This is a genomic window from Pontiella sulfatireligans (assembly GCF_900890705.1).
Taxonomy (GTDB): domain Bacteria; phylum Verrucomicrobiota; class Kiritimatiellia; order Kiritimatiellales; family Pontiellaceae; genus Pontiella; species Pontiella sulfatireligans.
Genome location: NZ_CAAHFH010000002.1, coordinates 2,130,027 through 2,145,722, shown reverse-complemented (window position 1 = coordinate 2,145,722; position 15,696 = coordinate 2,130,027). Strand labels below are relative to the sequence as shown.

General features: G+C 57.3%; 16 protein-coding genes. 9 read left to right on the top strand and 7 right to left on the bottom strand.

All coding sequences use genetic code 11. The features are described from left to right. Window positions 1-11: 11 nt before the first annotated feature. Complete coding sequence (gene hisH / locus SCARR_RS21775; protein WP_136063748.1) at window positions 12-632, bottom strand: imidazole glycerol phosphate synthase subunit HisH; 621 nt, start codon at window positions 630-632, stop codon at window positions 12-14. A gap of 203 nt (window positions 633-835) precedes the next feature. Between hisH and SCARR_RS21770 the strand changes: the two genes are divergently transcribed. After that, window positions 836-1,072 carry a hypothetical protein gene (locus SCARR_RS21770; protein ID WP_136063747.1) on the top strand — a complete coding sequence of 79 codons (237 nt, stop codon included), beginning with the start codon at window positions 836-838 and terminating at the stop codon, window positions 1,070-1,072. Here SCARR_RS21770 and SCARR_RS21765 read toward each other — a convergent pair whose 3' ends face one another. Both SCARR_RS21765 and SCARR_RS28670 read right to left on the bottom strand, forming a co-directional pair. Continuing rightward, complete coding sequence (locus SCARR_RS21765) at window positions 1,073-1,921, bottom strand: RtcB family protein (RefSeq protein ID WP_222846395.1); 849 nt, start codon at window positions 1,919-1,921, stop codon at window positions 1,073-1,075. Then, a complete protein-coding gene (locus SCARR_RS28670; RefSeq protein WP_222846394.1) occupies window positions 1,918-2,208 on the bottom strand; it encodes an RtcB family protein in 291 nt (96 codons plus the stop codon). Before SCARR_RS28670 ends, SCARR_RS21765 begins: the two co-directional genes overlap by 4 nt. Before the next feature lie 111 nt (window positions 2,209-2,319). Here SCARR_RS28670 and SCARR_RS21760 point away from each other — a divergent pair, with 111 nt between their 5' ends. Beyond that, window positions 2,320-3,285: a hypothetical protein gene (locus tag SCARR_RS21760; RefSeq protein WP_136063746.1), complete on the top strand. Its 966-nt coding sequence runs from the start codon at window positions 2,320-2,322 to the stop codon at window positions 3,283-3,285. Here the strand turns inward: SCARR_RS21760 and SCARR_RS21755 are convergent. The 3 genes from SCARR_RS21755 to SCARR_RS21745 are packed head-to-tail and all read right to left on the bottom strand — an operon-like array spanning window position 3,272 to window position 5,256. After that, window positions 3,272-4,063 carry a sulfite exporter TauE/SafE family protein gene (locus SCARR_RS21755; RefSeq protein WP_136063745.1) on the bottom strand — a complete coding sequence of 264 codons (792 nt, stop codon included), beginning with the start codon at window positions 4,061-4,063 and terminating at the stop codon, window positions 3,272-3,274. The two genes, SCARR_RS21760 and SCARR_RS21755, sit on opposite strands and share 14 nt — an antisense overlap. Window positions 4,064-4,066: 3 nt before the next feature. Next, window positions 4,067-4,675: an imidazoleglycerol-phosphate dehydratase HisB gene (gene hisB, locus SCARR_RS21750; RefSeq protein ID WP_136063744.1), complete on the bottom strand. Its 609-nt coding sequence runs from the start codon at window positions 4,673-4,675 to the stop codon at window positions 4,067-4,069. A gap of 2 nt (window positions 4,676-4,677) precedes the next feature. After that, window positions 4,678-5,256: a hypothetical protein gene (locus SCARR_RS21745; RefSeq protein ID WP_136063743.1), complete on the bottom strand. Its 579-nt coding sequence runs from the start codon at window positions 5,254-5,256 to the stop codon at window positions 4,678-4,680. A gap of 164 nt (window positions 5,257-5,420) precedes the next feature. Between SCARR_RS21745 and SCARR_RS21740 the strand changes: the two genes are divergently transcribed. The 4 genes from SCARR_RS21740 (at window position 5,421) to der (ending at window position 8,379) form a co-directional block, all read left to right on the top strand. Then, on the top strand, window positions 5,421-5,804 hold the full coding sequence (locus SCARR_RS21740; protein ID WP_136063742.1) for a hypothetical protein: 384 nt from the start codon (window positions 5,421-5,423) through the stop codon (window positions 5,802-5,804). A gap of 112 nt (window positions 5,805-5,916) precedes the next feature. Continuing rightward, window positions 5,917-6,414, top strand: coding sequence for a thiol peroxidase (tpx, locus tag SCARR_RS21735; RefSeq protein WP_136063741.1), 498 nt, complete (start codon window positions 5,917-5,919; stop codon window positions 6,412-6,414). Between the two features lie 79 nt (window positions 6,415-6,493). Then, window positions 6,494-6,952: a hypothetical protein gene (locus SCARR_RS21730; protein ID WP_136063740.1), complete on the top strand. Its 459-nt coding sequence runs from the start codon at window positions 6,494-6,496 to the stop codon at window positions 6,950-6,952. A 92-nt stretch (window positions 6,953-7,044) separates the two neighbouring features. Beyond that, the gene (gene der / locus SCARR_RS21725; protein WP_168433521.1) at window positions 7,045-8,379 is read left to right on the top strand and encodes a ribosome biogenesis GTPase Der; all 1,335 of its coding nucleotides are present in this window, start codon (window positions 7,045-7,047) and stop codon (window positions 8,377-8,379) included. On the opposite strand, the gene SCARR_RS21720 is transcribed toward der, so the two are convergent. Next, on the bottom strand, window positions 8,380-10,353 hold the full coding sequence (locus SCARR_RS21720; RefSeq protein ID WP_136063738.1) for a hypothetical protein: 1,974 nt from the start codon (window positions 10,351-10,353) through the stop codon (window positions 8,380-8,382). It lies immediately after the preceding gene. 406 nt (window positions 10,354-10,759) lie between these two features. Here SCARR_RS21720 and SCARR_RS21715 point away from each other — a divergent pair, with 406 nt between their 5' ends. The 3 genes from SCARR_RS21715 to SCARR_RS21705 all read left to right on the top strand — a co-directional run bounded on the left by SCARR_RS21715 (window position 10,760) and on the right by SCARR_RS21705 (window position 15,635). Further along, a complete protein-coding gene (locus tag SCARR_RS21715) occupies window positions 10,760-12,259 on the top strand; it encodes an NAD(P)-dependent oxidoreductase (RefSeq protein ID WP_136063737.1) in 1,500 nt (499 codons plus the stop codon). After that, complete coding sequence (gene cobA / locus SCARR_RS21710; RefSeq protein WP_168433520.1) at window positions 12,213-14,327, top strand: uroporphyrinogen-III C-methyltransferase; 2,115 nt, start codon at window positions 12,213-12,215, stop codon at window positions 14,325-14,327. The genes SCARR_RS21715 and cobA overlap by 47 nt, the downstream gene beginning before the upstream one ends. A gap of 105 nt (window positions 14,328-14,432) precedes the next feature. Next, window positions 14,433-15,635 (top strand): M28 family metallopeptidase, encoded by a 1,203-nt coding sequence (locus SCARR_RS21705; protein ID WP_136063735.1) that lies wholly within the window; start codon window positions 14,433-14,435, stop codon window positions 15,633-15,635. Window positions 15,636-15,696 lie beyond the last annotated feature (61 nt).

The window sequence follows — 15,696 nt, the reverse complement described above, 5'->3', positions numbered from 1 at the left end:
TGAGCAACGCCCTACTGTACCTCTGCCCAGTTCCAGAAATTGCGGAGCATGCGCAACCCAGCCGCCTGCGATTTCTCGGGGTGGAACTGTGTGGCGAAAACATTGTCTTTCCAAACGCTGGTGCAATATTCGAAGCCGTAATCTGTTTTCCCCGCCACGATCGCAGGGTCGTCTGGGCAAACATAGTAAGAGTGAACAAGATAGAAGAACGAACCATTCTCGATGCCGTCGAACATCGGGCACTCCGGGAGGGTTTCCTCCATGCGGTTCCACCCGATCTGCGGCACCTTCAACTCCTTGGGAAGATCGAAACGCTTCACCATCCCGGGAAAGATTCCGAGTCCAGCAACGCCGGGCGATTCCTCCGAGCTTTCGAAGAGCGCCTGAAGCCCAAGACAAATGCCCATCAACGGCTTGCCGCCTTTCACCCAGTCTTCAACGGCATCCACAAAGCCGTGCTCGACCAGATGGCTCATGCAGTCGCCAAAGGCGCCGACGCCCGGCAGTATCAACGCGCGACAGGCATCCATTTCCTCCTTCCGCGCAACAATCTTTGCGTCGAGTTCCAGAAACCGGAAGGCGTTTGTCACGCTTCCGAGATTGCCCATGCCATAGTCGATTATGCCGATCATTGTTCCAATCCTTGTCAATTCGAGCCGGTAGTTTAGCGGCGACGTTAAGCATGGGAATATAAAAACGCAGCAAATGCCAGACAGCAACCTGCAGACAAATATTTTATGTTAGTAGTACTTTATGCTAATTTACTTTTCTTTTTTGAATGGCGTCATACTGTCCAGAACAATAGTGTTCAACACGTCCAATCAAGGAAGGCTTGATGAAACTCGCTGTTAAAACCGAAACACTGAACGCCGCCGGCAAATGCAAACACAACCATGTTTGCCAAACGGACGGCGGCCTGCCGCATTGTGCAATCAACGAAACCGTGAACGGAAAAGTCTTCTTCACAAAAGACCGGGAAACCACGGGCTGCCCCTACCAGCATTCATTCGGAAGCGCCTTCATGTGCATGTGCCCCGTGCGTCAGGAAATCTACCGGAAATACAAAATATAGTCAGCCCTTCAAAACGCCCAGCGGTCGCAGCCTCGCGACCGGCTCGATCAAGTCAAGCTCGGCCGCAATCACCTCGTCGATGTTCTTATAGGCCTGCGGCGCCTCGCTGAGGTCGAGCAAGCCCCGACCTTTTTTCCCGCGCATGGCGTGCCAGCCGTAAAAAACAACGCCCGCCATCGCCCGGTCGCAGGCGTTCTTCGAAAGCATGCGCGAAGCGGCCATGCGCCCCATGGTGCGCCCTGCGACGTGCGAGCAGGACGCAAACGATTCCGCCACAATATACGACGGCGGGCCCATGCTGCCGGGAATGATCCCCTCCTCCCCGGCTTGGGCGGAAGTCGCCCCTTTTCGATGGACCCAAACCGGCTCGCCAAAGTGCTCTTCCTTCGCCGCATAGTTGTGGTGGATGTTGATCTCTTTCAGAAACGTCACACCTGCGCAGGTGTGACCGAGCGTCTCCTTAAACGCCGCCATCATGCGGGCGCGGTTTTCGGGCGCATAAGCCAGCGCCAGGTTCATCTCGCGGATGTAGGCCCGCCCCTCTTCGCTTCCGGCCTCGAGAAACGCGAGGTCGCCCAATTCAGGATGTCGCTCTTTTGCAATTTGATGGTGGCGTTCGGCAATGCGGTAGCCGAGGTTGCGGGAGCCGGAGTGGAGCAACAGCCAAACCAAACCGTCGTCCCCCGCCTGGATTTCGATGAAGTGGTTGCCGCCGCCCAGCGACCCAAGATTCTTGAAGGCCAGCTCGCGCGCCCGCCCGTCCAGCCAATCCGGCAACTCATCGAACCGGCTCCAGTTCTGCGGCTTTTCATGGCCGCGGCCCTCGCCCAACGGAACGCGGCGCTTCACCTCTTCCAAGCATTGGAGGATTTGGCCGCGGGAAGACCGGTCTGCACGGCGCACATGCCGCAGCCGATATCGACTCCGACGGCGTTGGGAATCACGGCGTCCGTAAAGGCCGCCACGCCGCCGATGGGCATGCCGTAGCCAACATGGCAGTCGGGCATCAGCGCCACATGCCGGAACACCTTGGGATGGTTGGCCAGATTGGCCGCCTGCTCCAATGCGCCCTCTTCAACCCGCTCGCACCACGACTTGACCGGCAGTTTGCCAAGCTCTGTATTTTCCCACTTCACAGCGCGAGCGAAGCATGCACTGCCCTTTACAATCAACCGTTAAAGTTGTAATTAAAGCGTCTCTAGCAGCGTGATATACACAGGCGCTCAAACCAACCGGAGAGATTCGACATGAAAAAGCAACTGCCCGCCATACTGCTTGCCGTCGTCAGCATTGCCCTTGCATTGGCGCTCTACGGCGCCAAGCAGGAAAACCTGCGGCTCCAACAAGAACTCGCCTCCTCCAAAACCACAGCGGAAAAAGCCGAAGCCGCTCCGCTGGAAGAAACCGTTGTCGCGGCCGTACACCCCGAAGCGCCCGTTGCGAGCTCTGCGCCGGAAGCCGCCCCCGCCCTCCAGCAGCCAGACATGGCCGGCCGGCAAATGATGAAAAGCATTTCCTCCATGATGGACAACCCCACCATGAACAAGGTGATGGAAGCCAGCCAGCGCGGAGCGGTCGGCGCCCTTTACTCCGACATGATTGAATACCTCGATCTCAATGCCGAGGAGACCAGCTATTTCATGGATCTGCTCATGTTCCGCCAAATGAAGAATGTGGATATGGCGATGAAAATGATGGCCGGCAATCTCAGCGAAGAGGAAAAGAAGGCCCTGCAGGATGGAATAAAAGAGGCGGGTGAAACGGTCAAAATCGAAATGGAGCAGTTTCTCAACAATCCCGACGATTTTTCCGAGTGGGAGTTTTACGAAAAAACCATGGGAGAACGCATGATGCTCTCGCAAATGGATCAGAATCTTTCAGCCTCCGATGCGGCGCTTTCGGACGAAACCTATCGCAATCTGCTCGGTATGATGAGTGAAGAAAAGAGCGGCTTCACCTTCACGAGCAACCTGAGCGACGAAAAAAACAACGACATGAGCCCCCAACGCTTTTCAAAGCAAAATATTCAAAACCACATCAACGATGTGAAAAAACTCAACGAGCAGATCACCGCGCGGGCACAAGGCATGCTGACTCTGGCGCAGTATGAAGAGTTTGAAAAGAGCCTAAAGGCCACAACCGACATGCAGCTCGCCCAGCTGGAAATGGCCGGCCAGATGTTTGGTGGAGGCGAGGCGCCTAAAGCGCCTTGAGGATCAGCGTAACCGACGTGACCAGCAGCACGGCATAGATCAGGAAGGTGTAGTGCTTCTGCTCGGTCTTATGCGTCAGCCACCAGCCCAGCGCCACCCCGAGCGGAATAACCGGAAGCAGCGCGGCGCCGAGCTTCAGGTTGTCGGCTTGAATGCGGCCGAGCATGGCGAATGGCAGCAGTTTGATCAGGTTGAGCATCCAGAAAAAGGCGCAGCTGGTTCCGGCAAACTTTTTCTTTTCGAGCTGCTGGGGCAGCAGATACATCTGCATGACCGGGCCGGCGGCATGCGCCAGCGTGGAGGTCATTCCTGCGCCAAAGCCGAATACAGCCCCCTTCCCCCATGTCGGCTCCGAGGCGTGAATGTGCCGCAGGATCCATTTCTTGAAAGCAAAGTAGAGCACAAAAACAATGCCCAGCAGACCGATCATGATTTTCAGCGCCCGGTCCGAAACCGCGATCATGGCGGCTTCATCCGACACAAAGAGGAAGCTCGCAACGACAACACCCAAAACCGTGGCCGGCATCAAGTAGATGAGCCGCCCCCACTGGACATGCCGCCAATAGAAACAAAGCGCCACCGCGTCCATCAGACATAGCATCGGCAGCATGAAGCCCACGGCGGAGCGCGCCGCGTTGGCCTGGGCCGGCCACACCAGAATCAGGACCGGCAGCGCAATCGCCCCTACAGGGAAACCGCCCTTGCTCATTCCAATGAGGAAAAGGCTCAGCCCGATCCAGAATAAATCGAGCGTACCGTATTGCGCAAGGATCTCCATGAACTATGCGCCGATGCGGCCTTTGCTCGATGGGAGCAGGTCGAGCGCGCGCGGGTCGGAGTCGCACGCCACGCGCAGGGCGCGGGCAACCGATTTAAAGATGGCCTCGATGCAGTGGTGCAGGTCTTCGCCGAACTTCAACTCGATGTGCAGGTTCATTTTGGCGGAGTCGCAGAACGAGCGCCAGAAATGCTTGATGATGATGACGTCGAAGTCGCGGATGTATTTTTGCTCGTGCTCCATCTTGTAGACAAAGAAGGGGCGGCCGCCCAGATCGAGGCAAACCTCGGCCTGCGCCTGCGCTTCGTCCATCGGCAGCACCCAGAAGCCATAGCGGTTGATGCCCTTGCGGTCGCCGAGGGCTTCGTTGAACGCTTCGCCCAGCACAATGCCGACATCCTCGACGAGGTGGTGGTAATCGACGTCGATATCGCCCGTGGCCGTGATTTTAAGGTCGAGCAGCGCATGTTTGGCGAGCAGGTCGAGCATGTGGTCGAAGAACGGCACACCGGTGGAGTTTTCGTAGTTGGCCTTGCCGTCAATGTTCAGCGACAGGTCGATCTGCGTCTCCTTGGTGTTTCGGACAATGTGGGCGGTGCGTTGTTTTTCCATGATCAATCCTTATGGGGCTGTATCACCCGAGGCGCGTCGGCCGATGTATCGGGCGCGAAAATCTCGATGGGGGCATCCAGCTTAACCGGCGCGTTGTTGGTTGCACTGGCGCCGGCGGTGTTGATGGATGCAATGGCGGAAGATGCGCTGCCGGCCAGCGAATTAAAGTGGCGAACCAAGACTTCTTCCTGCAACAGATTGATCTTCTCGAGCTCGGCGATGGAGGCCGATGTCGATTCTTCCAAGACATTCAGCTCAACTTGCAGGTCGGCCAGCTTGACGGTGTTGGCGGCGCTCATGACCTTTGAGGCGGCGGCATAGTTTTCGATGGAAGCCTGCTGCGCCTTCAGCTTCTCCACTTTATCCGAAAGCGTGCGAAGCATCTCCGCGTTGGCTTCGCCCTGTTCAAGGGCGACCGCGGAAGACTGCTTAAGCATAACGATCGAGTTTTGCTGCGCGACGCTTTCCTCGCGGTTGTCGCGGTGCGAGGCATCTATCATTTCCTGCACCTTGGAAGAGGTCGCACAACCCGCCGTAAGAAGAGCCAGCATAGGAACAACGACTGCAAAATTGGTTTTCATAATTTCCCTACCTATTTTCGACCAACAGCTTGATCGCGGGATTAAAGCTAGTTCCTCGCCTTGGAAGGGTCAACCCTTTAACGCCAAGCCGCGCAGGCGAATTAAAGGGATTGCGTTTGGATTCCAAACCACTACGCTTCCGCGCTCATTAATGGAAAGGAAACATGAGAAACGAATTTGCGGTGCTGCCCAAGTGGGTCATCAATCTCTTTTTATGGATCGGGCTGGCCGCCAGCATCGCCGTGCGCTCGCTGATGCTGCTGAACCGGGCCAATCCAGAGGCGGCAGTGTGGGTGTGGCGGTTTGCCATGTTCAGCTATTGCATCTTTTTCGGCTACCGCCTGATCGTCGGCCGGCGGCGCCACCACGTGGTAACCCGCCACGACCTGATTCAACGAATCGGCGAAGCCGAACAGCTCGACCCAAAAACACGCGAAGCCACCGTCTACATCCTGCGCTCGATCGTCTGCTCGAAGGAACTGTTCAACTATGCCTTCATTTGCGCCTTGAGCGTCATTGCGCTCGTGCTTGATTTTTTTGCCAATTAACGCCTGTTTCCCGCCCGTTTTAAGAACCCTCCTAAATAGGACGGTTTTTGTACTTGATAAAATCCGCGTATCCTCTACATTGCTTGCAGTTCACAACAAAAAGGACGAACAAATGGCATCAATTACTTTAAAAGGAAATCCCGTTAGCACCGTTGGCGAGCTGCCGGCTGTCGGTTCTGCAGCCCCCGCGTTCGGAGCGCTGAAAACCGATCTTTCGGAATGTGCACTGGCGGATCTGGCCGGCAAAAAGGTTGTACTCAACATTTTCCCGAGCATCGACACCGGCGTATGCGCAGCCTCCGCCCGCCACTTCAACCAAGAAGCCGGCGCGCTGGAAAACACGGTTGTGTTGTGCGTTTCGGCAGATCTGCCCTTCGCTCTGGGCCGCTTCTGTGGCGCTGAAGGCCTTGAAGACGTGGTTCCGGTTTCCGTATTCCGCAATCCGGAGTTTGGAACAGGCTATGGCGCAACCATCGCCGACGGACCGCTCGCCGGCCTGTTGTCCCGCGCCGTCGTTGTGATCGACGCAGCCGGCAAAGTGGTTTACACCGAGCAGGTTCCGGAAATCACCGAAGAGCCCAACTATGAAGCTGCACTAGCCGCACTTTAAACCATTTCCCCTAGAAACACCCCACCCGAACGGGTCGCCACCTCCCCCTTGGCGACCCGTTCACCTTTTCAGGACTCCAATGAAAGTAATGCGTTGCAAACACTGCCTCATGAAGGCGGAACCGAGAAACGGGAACTGCCCGGCCTGCGGCATTGTCCCAAACAAACCCAAGGGCGACCTATCGCCCGGCGAACGGCGAGTGCGCCTCCACGCGCGGGGCATCCGGCTGATGGCTATGTTTCATCTGGTTGGAGCCGGGGCCGGCTTAATCATGATCCCGTTTTTCCCCGCCCCGCTGGCCATGGCCGTACTGGCCGTCGTCAATCTGCTGCTGGCCTTTGGGCTGGCGCGCTATGCCCTGCCCGCCTACAAGGCCGCCACGGTCTACTATTTCCTCATCGGCATGGTGAACGTCATATCCATCCAGCACGGCGCCATCCATCTTGGCGGGATCGCCATGGCGCTGCTGGGGCTCTACCTCGTGGGCAACAGCACGGCCAAGGCCGTTTTCGAGCGACGCCTGCCAGAACTTCTCTAATATATATATATTTACACCCTTTCCCTTTGCGCGGACGGGGTGTTTCGTGTATCACCTACCGCGCTATGGAAGAAACGAAGAATAAAAGAGTTGTGGCGATTGTTGGTCGCCCGAACGTAGGTAAATCGGCCCTGTTTAATCGGCTGGTGGGCCGACGCGTGTCGATCGTGCATGAAGAAGAGGGCGTAACGCGCGACCGGATCGCCTGCGAAGCCAACTGGGATGGCGAGCGCTTCGAGCTGCTTGACACCGGAGGACTCGGCCATTTCGGCAAGCAAGTCGCCACCGACCAGATCGTGGCGGGAACCGAAATGCAGGCGGAAATCGCCATTGGCGATGCGTCGTTCATCATTTTCGTGGTCGATATCACCGCCGGTCTTGCACCGCTCGACGAAGAGGTTGCCCGCATCCTGCACGAAAGCGGGCGCACCATTATTCTGGCGGCCAACAAGGCCGACAACCCTGAGCGCGAGGAAGACTGCTGCGACTTCGACCAGCTCGGCTTCCCCGTATTCCCCGTCTCCGCCGTCCACAACCGTGGGATCAATGCGCTGATGGAGGAACTCATTCCCCTGTTGCCAAAGGAAGAGAACCCCACCGAGAGGGAGCCGTTGCGCGTGGCCGTCGTTGGCCGTCCGAACGCAGGAAAATCTTCCTACATCAACCGCCTGCTGCGCGATGAGCGCGTGATCGTTTCCGATGTGCCGGGCACCACGCGCGACAGCATCGAGATCCCCTTTGCCATCGGAAGCGGCGAAACCGCCCGCCACTATCAGCTCATCGACACCGCCGGCGTCCAGAAAGACACCCGCGGCAAGAGCGCAGTCGATTGGTTCAGCAACCTGCGCACCGACAAGAGCATCGAACGCGCCGACGTAGTTGTGATTGTGCTTGATGCCGAGACCGGCCCGACTACGCGCGACAAGAAGGTTGCCGCCAAGGTCATTGAAGCGCAAAAGGGCTGCATTCTGCTGATCAACAAATGGGATCTGGCCAAAGAGGCCGAAGAGGACATCACGCAAACCAAGTATTTGCCCGTCCTGCGCGAGACGTTGCCTTTCATGGGCTTTGCCCCCGTGCTGTTTGTTTCCGCCAAGAGCGGCTACAACATTAAGCGCAGCATCGAAGCCATCGACTATGTTGCCGCCCAGACGCGCACCGAGATTACAACGGGCGTGCTTAACCGGGTGATTCAGCAGGCGGTTGAAAAATATCCGCCGCCTGTCGCCAAAGGCAAGCGACTCAAAGTGTACTACGCGACGCAGTCGGGCACCAACCCGATCTATTTCAAGGTGTTTGTCAACAATCCGGACTGCGCGCGCTCCAACTGGCTGGCCTATCTGCAAAACCAGATGCGGGCGGCCTTCGGCCTCGAGGGTGCGCCGATCTTCATCAAGCTCGTTGCCCGCTCCCGTCCAATACGGTAACTAGTCCGTTAGCGCCAGATCAGCCTCTGCGGCGCCGGTCACTTGCCCGCATCCGTGGCCCATCCGGTTGCAGAGGTTTTTGCAGTCGAGCTCATGCACGGAGTAGGGCTTAACCATGCCCTGGCAGACGCCGTCGGGATCAAGATCGCGCAGCACGAAGACAAAATCGCGGATCACGAGGTCGTACTTTGGCTTCAGCTTCAGAATGCCTTCACGCAACTCTTCGCTGTAGTGGTGGGTGAAAATCAACTCGTTGACGCCGTGCTGCTTGATGATCTCTTCCAACTCGTTGAAGGTGCCCTGAACGGGATAACCGTAGACCACTTTCTTGTACAAAGCCGGATTGTCATCGACCAGCCCGACAATCTTGCGGGGCGCTTTCTGCTGGTCCTCGAAGGAGGCCTGCCGCAAATAGAGGATCGCATTTTCACCAGCGCCGAGAATCAAGGTTTTCAGATCGTAGTCGGAGCCGATGGAGCAGCGCAGCCAGGCGTTGAGATCCCTCGCCATCCGCAGCGATGCCCGCACGCCGACAATTCCAATGCTGGCCACCAGCGTGTGCAGCGCCAAGGAAACCGCCAGCTCATAGGCAGAGAGTCCGGCCACCCACAGCAGCGCCACGTACGCAAGAACCTCGCCAGCCATCAGCTGCAGCAGCAGCACCACGAGCTGCGAAATCCGCGAACGGGTCCAGACCGTTTTATAGATGTTGTAGAAATAAATGGTGGCAAAAGGAATGAATACGCAGACCGCCAGGTGCATGAGCGAAAAAGTTTTTCCAAAAACAACGCCGAACACTAAATAGGTGGCCACCAGCAGGCTGCTGATATCCCAGCCGATGCTGACGAGCAGCACAACCAGGCTGCGCGGCCGGCGCACGCCTTGCAGCACGACCTGCGTCGTCGTCCACAGCTCAACCTGAGCGATCTGACGCACAATCAAATGCAGTGCGACAATCATTCCAATCAGCAGCAACGCTGTGCGGTTGGAAGTCATCGCGGTTGCCCCCAAAGCCACCACGCACACAAAGATTGCGGTGATGTAGAGCGCTATGGCGGCCTTGCGCTGCGTCATGCCGTTGCGCATCAGCTTGTGGTGGATATGGTCGAGGTCGGGGCCGAAAACCTTGGTGGCCAGTCCATCGTTGTGGATGACGGAGATGAGCTTGCGCGCCAAGCGCCGCCACACGGCCATGATAACATCAAAAACCGGAACGCCCACGGCCAGCAACGGCACCAGCAGCGCCACCACCATGGACTCTTTCACGTCGGCCTTCAGCGAAACCGCCGCCAGCATGAAACCAATGAACATGCTGCCGCAATCACCAAGGAACACAGAAGCCGGGTTAAAATTGTAGCGCAGAAAACCCAAGCAGGCGCCGGACAGCGCAATCAGCACCAAGGCATCGGTGGGCTGATGCAGCGACAGGAGCATCCCGGCCAGCCCCGCGCTGGCAATCAGCCCTAGACCGCCGCAGGCGCCATCCATCCCGTCGATCAAGTTAAAGGCGTTAATGATCAGGGCAAACCAAAACAGGGTGGCGATCAGATTTATAATGAACGGCAGTTCAATATGTAGAAAGGCTTCAAAGGTGAAGCCGCCGAAAAACATCAGCAGCGCCACGCCCAGCTGGCCCAGCAGCTTGAACCAAGCTCGCATGTCATAGCGGTCGTCGAAAATACCCACGAGCAGCAGCGCAAGCGAGCCGATAAAAATAAGGGCCCACTCCTTGAGCTGGGTCGCGCCCGCAAGATGCGGCCACGGGCCAAAGAACACGATCAGCAGGCCGATATGGGTGGCCGCAAAAACCGCAATCCCCCCGCAACGCGGAATCGGTGTTTTATGAATTCGGCGCTCATCCGGCTCGTCCACCATGCCCAAGGCTGGCGCCCACTTTTTAACCAGTGGCACGAGCAGCCACGCGGCCACCAAACTAACCACAAAAACTACAATGTACTTTACGATAAATCCCATAAGCCTGTCATGCCCAGCCAGCCCTAAACAACCGGAAGGGCTGTTCACCCTTTTTAACTTCTGCAGATTGTAGCAAAATGCGTGCCTGTATTTACTTTCTGGTGTCCAATGGGCGACTCTAGAGGCCCTTTCCCAAAAATGGAAGTCCTTCTGTCGCCTATAAACTAGCAGCTTTTACTAAAGAGAGCCTCTTGCCCGCACGGCCTTCCCCATTCATTACGGGAAACTCCCGCGCCATTGGTGAAGCGAGGAGCCAAATAGCCGACCATTTTCATCCCATTTTAATCCGTCGCTCTTTACATTGAACCCGCAACCACCTATCTTATCGCGTTTTTGCAGGAAACAGAGGAATAGAACCTAGCCAAACAAAACCGGCTTTGATCTACTTCCCCTTTAAGAAGGGTGAATGATGACTGAAAACCAACAACCGCATAACGGCTTCCCCATTAACCTCTTTATGGAAGACCGCCCCAGCCTGGTGGCCGGCGGCGGCAAGGTGGCCCTGAGAAAGATCCTGCTGCTGCTCGACGCTGGATCGCAAGTAGCCGTGGTGAGCCCCGATGTGTGCAAAGAACTCGGCCACCTGATCGAAGCCGGCCGGGTCACTCATACCGTTCGCCGGTTTAAAGACCACGACGTGGATGGGGCCACCATCGTCTATGCCGCCACCAACAGCCGCGGCGTCAACCGCCAGATCCTGGACTGCTGCCGCGAAAAAAACATCCTCTGCTGCTGCGTCGACGGCAACTGGGCCGAAAGCGACTTCACCACCCCGGCTATAACCCGCCACAACCAGCTGACCGTATCCGTTTCGTCGAGAGGCAACGACTGCCGCCAATCGAAGATGGTCAAGAACAGCCTGTCGCGCCATCTGCGAATGATGGAGGAGGCGCATCTCGTTGTGGTAGGAACCGACCACAACTGCCTGTCCGTCGAAGAGCGCGAGCCCTACCACCTGACCGGCCACCGCTTCGAGCGCGCCGGCTTCATGATCATGCAGCTCTGGGGCATCCACGAGTTCATGATCCTCAACACCTGCAACCGGGTTGAAGTCATCGCCGTGGTCTCCGAAGAGACGGCAAAGAACGGCATCCTCCGGCATATCATGGGCTTCACGAACTTCAAGGAAGACAAATTCTACCTCAAAACCGACAAAGAAGCCTTCGAGCACCTTTCCCTCGTAACTGCCGGCATGCTTTCGCAAACCCCGGGCGAAAACCATATCACCGCGCAGCTCAAGGAAGCCCTCGAAACCGCCAAGCAACGTGGCTGGGCCGGCAATATGACCCAGGAATGGATCTCCTCCGCGCTGCATGTTTCCAAGCTCATCAAGAACCAGGTTTCCCCGTTGCTGCACAACTATGAAATCGAAGATCTCGCCCTGCGCTACCTCGAAGCCCAAGGCAGGGATTTAGCGAATTCCACCATCATGCTCCTCGGCGCCGGCGTGATCGGCAAAGGGCTGGTGAACGACAGCCTGCCAAAGGTTGGAAAAGTCATCTGGTGCTACCACGTCAATAAGCCGGAAACGCCCAAGGAATGGAACGGCAAGGTTGAACTTTGCACTTTTAACGATATGAAGAACCGCATCACCGAAGCCGACATCATCATCAGCGCCACCGATGCACCTGGCCACATCCTGCATATGGCGCACGCCCCGTTCTTCAATCAGGAGCGCCCGATCATGGTCATCGACCTCGGCATGCCGCGCAACATCGACCCCGAACTAGACGACCTTTCCTCCGACGTCACCGTGGTCGATCTCGATGGCCTGAAATACTGGTACCGCCGCGAACTCACCGACATGAATGACATTCTGTCCCGCAGCCGCAAAATCATCGCCGACAACCAGGATCTCTATGAAAAGATCGCCAGCAGTTTTAAGAGCGGGAACGCGGCCGAGTAGCCTCGCGCTCACGCAATCACGCAGCGCGCTAGACCGCATCGAAGGCATGCTCGAAGGCGTCTCTTTCGAGATGGTTCCGATCACCTCCACCGGCGACACCGACCGTACGACCGACCTGCGCGAAAGCCCCGCCGACTTCTTCACCCGCGAACTCGACGGCGTCCTGCTGCGCGGGGACGTCGACATGGCCGTGCACAGCGCCAAAGACCTGCCCGCCGCCCTGCCGGCCGGGATTGACTGGTTCTGGCTCCCGTGGCGCGAAGAACCGCGCGACGCACTGATTCTTGCCAAAGACCGGGAAATATCCGACCTCCCCGGCAACCCCGTCATCGGCGTCAGCTCCCAACGGCGCGAGCAATACTGCACCAAGCGCTTCCCCAACGGCATCCAGCGCAACATCCGCGGCAACATCGAGGAGCGCATTGCCCGAGTCGATAGCGGAGACTACGATATCGTCGTCATGGCCGCCGCCGCCCTGCACCGACTGAACATTGAAGAGCGCATCACCGAATGGATCCCGCTCGAAGAGCTCGAAGTGCCCGAAGCCCAGGGCTACCTCGCCGTTACCTTCCGCGAAGGCGACGAGCGCATGGCCGCCCTGCGCAGCCTCTTCATGCACGCCGTCACCTTTGCCGGCGCCGGCGTCAGCAACAAAGACCTCTGCACCGTTGCCGCGCTGCGCGCCCTGAAACAGTGCGACATCTGCCTATACGACTCGCTCATCGACAAAACCCTGCTCGACGAACTGCCGCCCCGCACCCAAATCATCGATGTCGGCAAACGCTGCGGCGCCCACAGCAAGGAGCAGCACGAAACCACCAAGCTCATCTGCGAATGCGCACGCCAAAGCAAGCGCGTCGTGCGCCTGAAGGGCGGCGACCCCGGCATCTTCGGCCGGCTTGCCGAAGAAACCGAAGCGCTCGAAAGCCTCGGCATCCCCTTCCGCGTCATTCCCGGCATCAGCGCGCTCCAGGCCGCCACCACCGGCACCGGCATGCTGCTCACCCGCCGCAATGTTTCGCGTGGCTTTGTGGCCCTCACCCCGCGCCAAAGCGGCGGCGCGCTGGCCCGCTGCGACGCCGAAATGAAGAACCTCCTGCCCGTCATCTACTACATGTCGATCCGGGCCATCGAGCCCATTGCCCAGCAGCTGCTGGAAGGCGGCCGCTCGCCCGATACTCCGGCGGCGGTCATCTATAACGCCGGCGGTGAAGATGAGTTGATTTTTAAAACCACACTCGGCCAACTTCCGGCTCACGCCAAAAAACACTGCATCAAACAGCCGGGGCTGATCATGGTCGGCACAACCACCGCCTACGGATACCGAAACGATCTAGGCGCACTTCAGGGCAAAAAAATCCTGCTCACCTGCTCCGAAGCCATTCAGCAAAAAGCCGCCGACCTCGTCCGCGACCTCGGAGGGCAGCCCATCCAGTTTCCGCTCATCAAGCTGAAGAGCCGCTTCCATGTCCCTCTGGAATGCTCAAAATTCGACTGGCTCGCCGTCTCCTCCCCCTCCTCCGTGCGCGCCTTTATGAGCTTGATCGAACATCAGAAAACCGACTACCGCACCATCCCGAAAATCATGGTTTGCGGGCGCGGCACAGCGAACGAATTCGCCGACTACGGCATTCGGGTGGACGCCCAGCCCAACGGCGCCTTCAGCGCCGAATCGCTTAAGATTTTGGCCTCCGAAATCATTCAACCCGGCGAAACCGTCCTGCGCGTCCGCTCCGACAAAGCCGGCCCGGATCTCGCCAACGCCCTGCGCAGCTGCGCCGCCGAGGTCGAAGACGCCATCATCTACGACAACGTGCGCATCGACCACGAAACGCTGCCCGACTTCGATGCCGTCTTTTTTGCCAGCGCCTCCGGCGTAGAATCCTTTATTGCCCAATGGGGCGTTAACGCACTCGGCGAAAAAAACATTACCGTAATTGGAAAGCCCACGTCCGACGCTCTGGAAAAGCACAACCTCCAGCCCGACGTTCTCGCCCGCGTGGCCACCGTCCCCGGCGCAATCCGCTCGCTCGCAGAGCACTTTACCGCCGCGCGAATTCTCAGCTAACTCTTTTTTAACTTATTCCTCCTTTACTCTTCAGAGGAGCCGTTATAAGAGCCAGTGGTGAAATACACGGATATAGTTTTATTTTGGGGAGTCCTTTTATGGGCGATGGCCCCCTGTTCAGCGATAACCCTAACCGAAATCACCCAGCACGTTTCGGCAAACAGCTATTCCAACTTTCATGCCGGCCTGTTCGTTGCCGACGGCAACAGCCGCGGCTTCACCGATGGCGCCAGCCCGCGCGTCCCCGCCTACCAGCACGATCTGGCGCGCGACTTTATCCACTCCAACTTCACGGCCATGGGCTACGACACCTGGCTCGATCCTTTCTCCTTCAATAAAACTTTTTCCTCAAACCCCACGAACTATACCTACCAAGGCTGCAACAACGTGGTTGCCGTTAAATGGGGCAATGGCGGAACCAACGTCTACATCGTCGGAGCGCATTACGACTCCGTAGACAGCGGACAACCCAACATCACCGGCATCTGTCCGGGAGCCGACGACAACGCCAGCGGAGTCTCCGGCATGCTTGAGGCCGCTCGGGTTATTCAGGAACATGTCTTCCGAGATACGATTATTTTCATCGCCTTCGATGGTGAAGAGAAGGATTTTAAGGGCTCAGACCATTTCGTGGGAACTCATACAACAACCAGCATATTAGCAACGAATGAAACCGTCTTTCTCCGCTCCTCCATTAAAGGCATGATCAGCGCAGACATGATTGGCTATGACGACACCAATACCGTGATGGATATTGTCATCGGCCGAGTGAACACGGATGACTCGCCCACCGCTGATGCCGTTGAACAAGCCCTCACAAACTATACCGCCCTTGCTCCGTATCAAGGGTTGGGTTGGACGGGAAGCGATCATATGCCATTCCACAATGTGGGCATTCCTTCGATACTTTTTATTGAAGGTGATTATTATGACTACTGGAATAACCCGCCAGAATATGAAAATCCCTACTACCACTCCGACGGCGATTCCATAGACAGCCCCAACTACATTTCATACAGCTACGCGTCTGAAGCCACGAAATGCATCGTGGGCTATCTCTGCGAGCAGGCGCAGGTTATTCCACCAGCCACTCTCGTTCAGTCCGTCACCGGTGGCAGCACGCTCGAATTATGCTGGTTTACAGCGCCCAACGTAGTCTACAACCTTTACGGTGCGGACTCGTTGCTGCAAACCAATCCTTGGACGTTCATCCAATCTTTCCCGCCCACGAATGCGACCGTTGAATTTTCAATCCAGCTCGACCTCAACACCGTCACTCAAAGCATGTTTAGAGTCGAAAGCCAGTAACTCGGTGTGCCGCGCAGACATTCGATTGGACATCGCGGGTGCGCATCCCGTAAGCTCTCTG

Coding starts and splice junctions, on each gene's coding strand:
- hisH (WP_136063748.1), bottom strand. CDS start 632: ATGATCGGCATAATCGACTATGGCATGGGCAATCTCGGAAGCGTGACA.
- SCARR_RS21770 (WP_136063747.1), top strand. CDS start 836: ATGAAACTCGCTGTTAAAACCGAAACACTGAACGCCGCCGGCAAATGC.
- SCARR_RS21760 (WP_136063746.1), top strand. CDS start 2,320: ATGAAAAAGCAACTGCCCGCCATACTGCTTGCCGTCGTCAGCATTGCC.
- SCARR_RS21755 (WP_136063745.1), bottom strand. CDS start 4,063: ATGGAGATCCTTGCGCAATACGGTACGCTCGATTTATTCTGGATCGGG.
- hisB (WP_136063744.1), bottom strand. CDS start 4,675: ATGGAAAAACAACGCACCGCCCACATTGTCCGAAACACCAAGGAGACG.
- SCARR_RS21745 (WP_136063743.1), bottom strand. CDS start 5,256: ATGAAAACCAATTTTGCAGTCGTTGTTCCTATGCTGGCTCTTCTTACG.
- SCARR_RS21740 (WP_136063742.1), top strand. CDS start 5,421: ATGAGAAACGAATTTGCGGTGCTGCCCAAGTGGGTCATCAATCTCTTT.
- tpx (WP_136063741.1), top strand. CDS start 5,917: ATGGCATCAATTACTTTAAAAGGAAATCCCGTTAGCACCGTTGGCGAG.
- SCARR_RS21730 (WP_136063740.1), top strand. CDS start 6,494: ATGAAAGTAATGCGTTGCAAACACTGCCTCATGAAGGCGGAACCGAGA.
- SCARR_RS21720 (WP_136063738.1), bottom strand. CDS start 10,353: ATGGGATTTATCGTAAAGTACATTGTAGTTTTTGTGGTTAGTTTGGTG.
- SCARR_RS21715 (WP_136063737.1), top strand. CDS start 10,760: ATGATGACTGAAAACCAACAACCGCATAACGGCTTCCCCATTAACCTC.
- cobA (WP_168433520.1), top strand. CDS start 12,213: ATGAAAAGATCGCCAGCAGTTTTAAGAGCGGGAACGCGGCCGAGTAGC.
- SCARR_RS21705 (WP_136063735.1), top strand. CDS start 14,433: ATGGCCCCCTGTTCAGCGATAACCCTAACCGAAATCACCCAGCACGTT.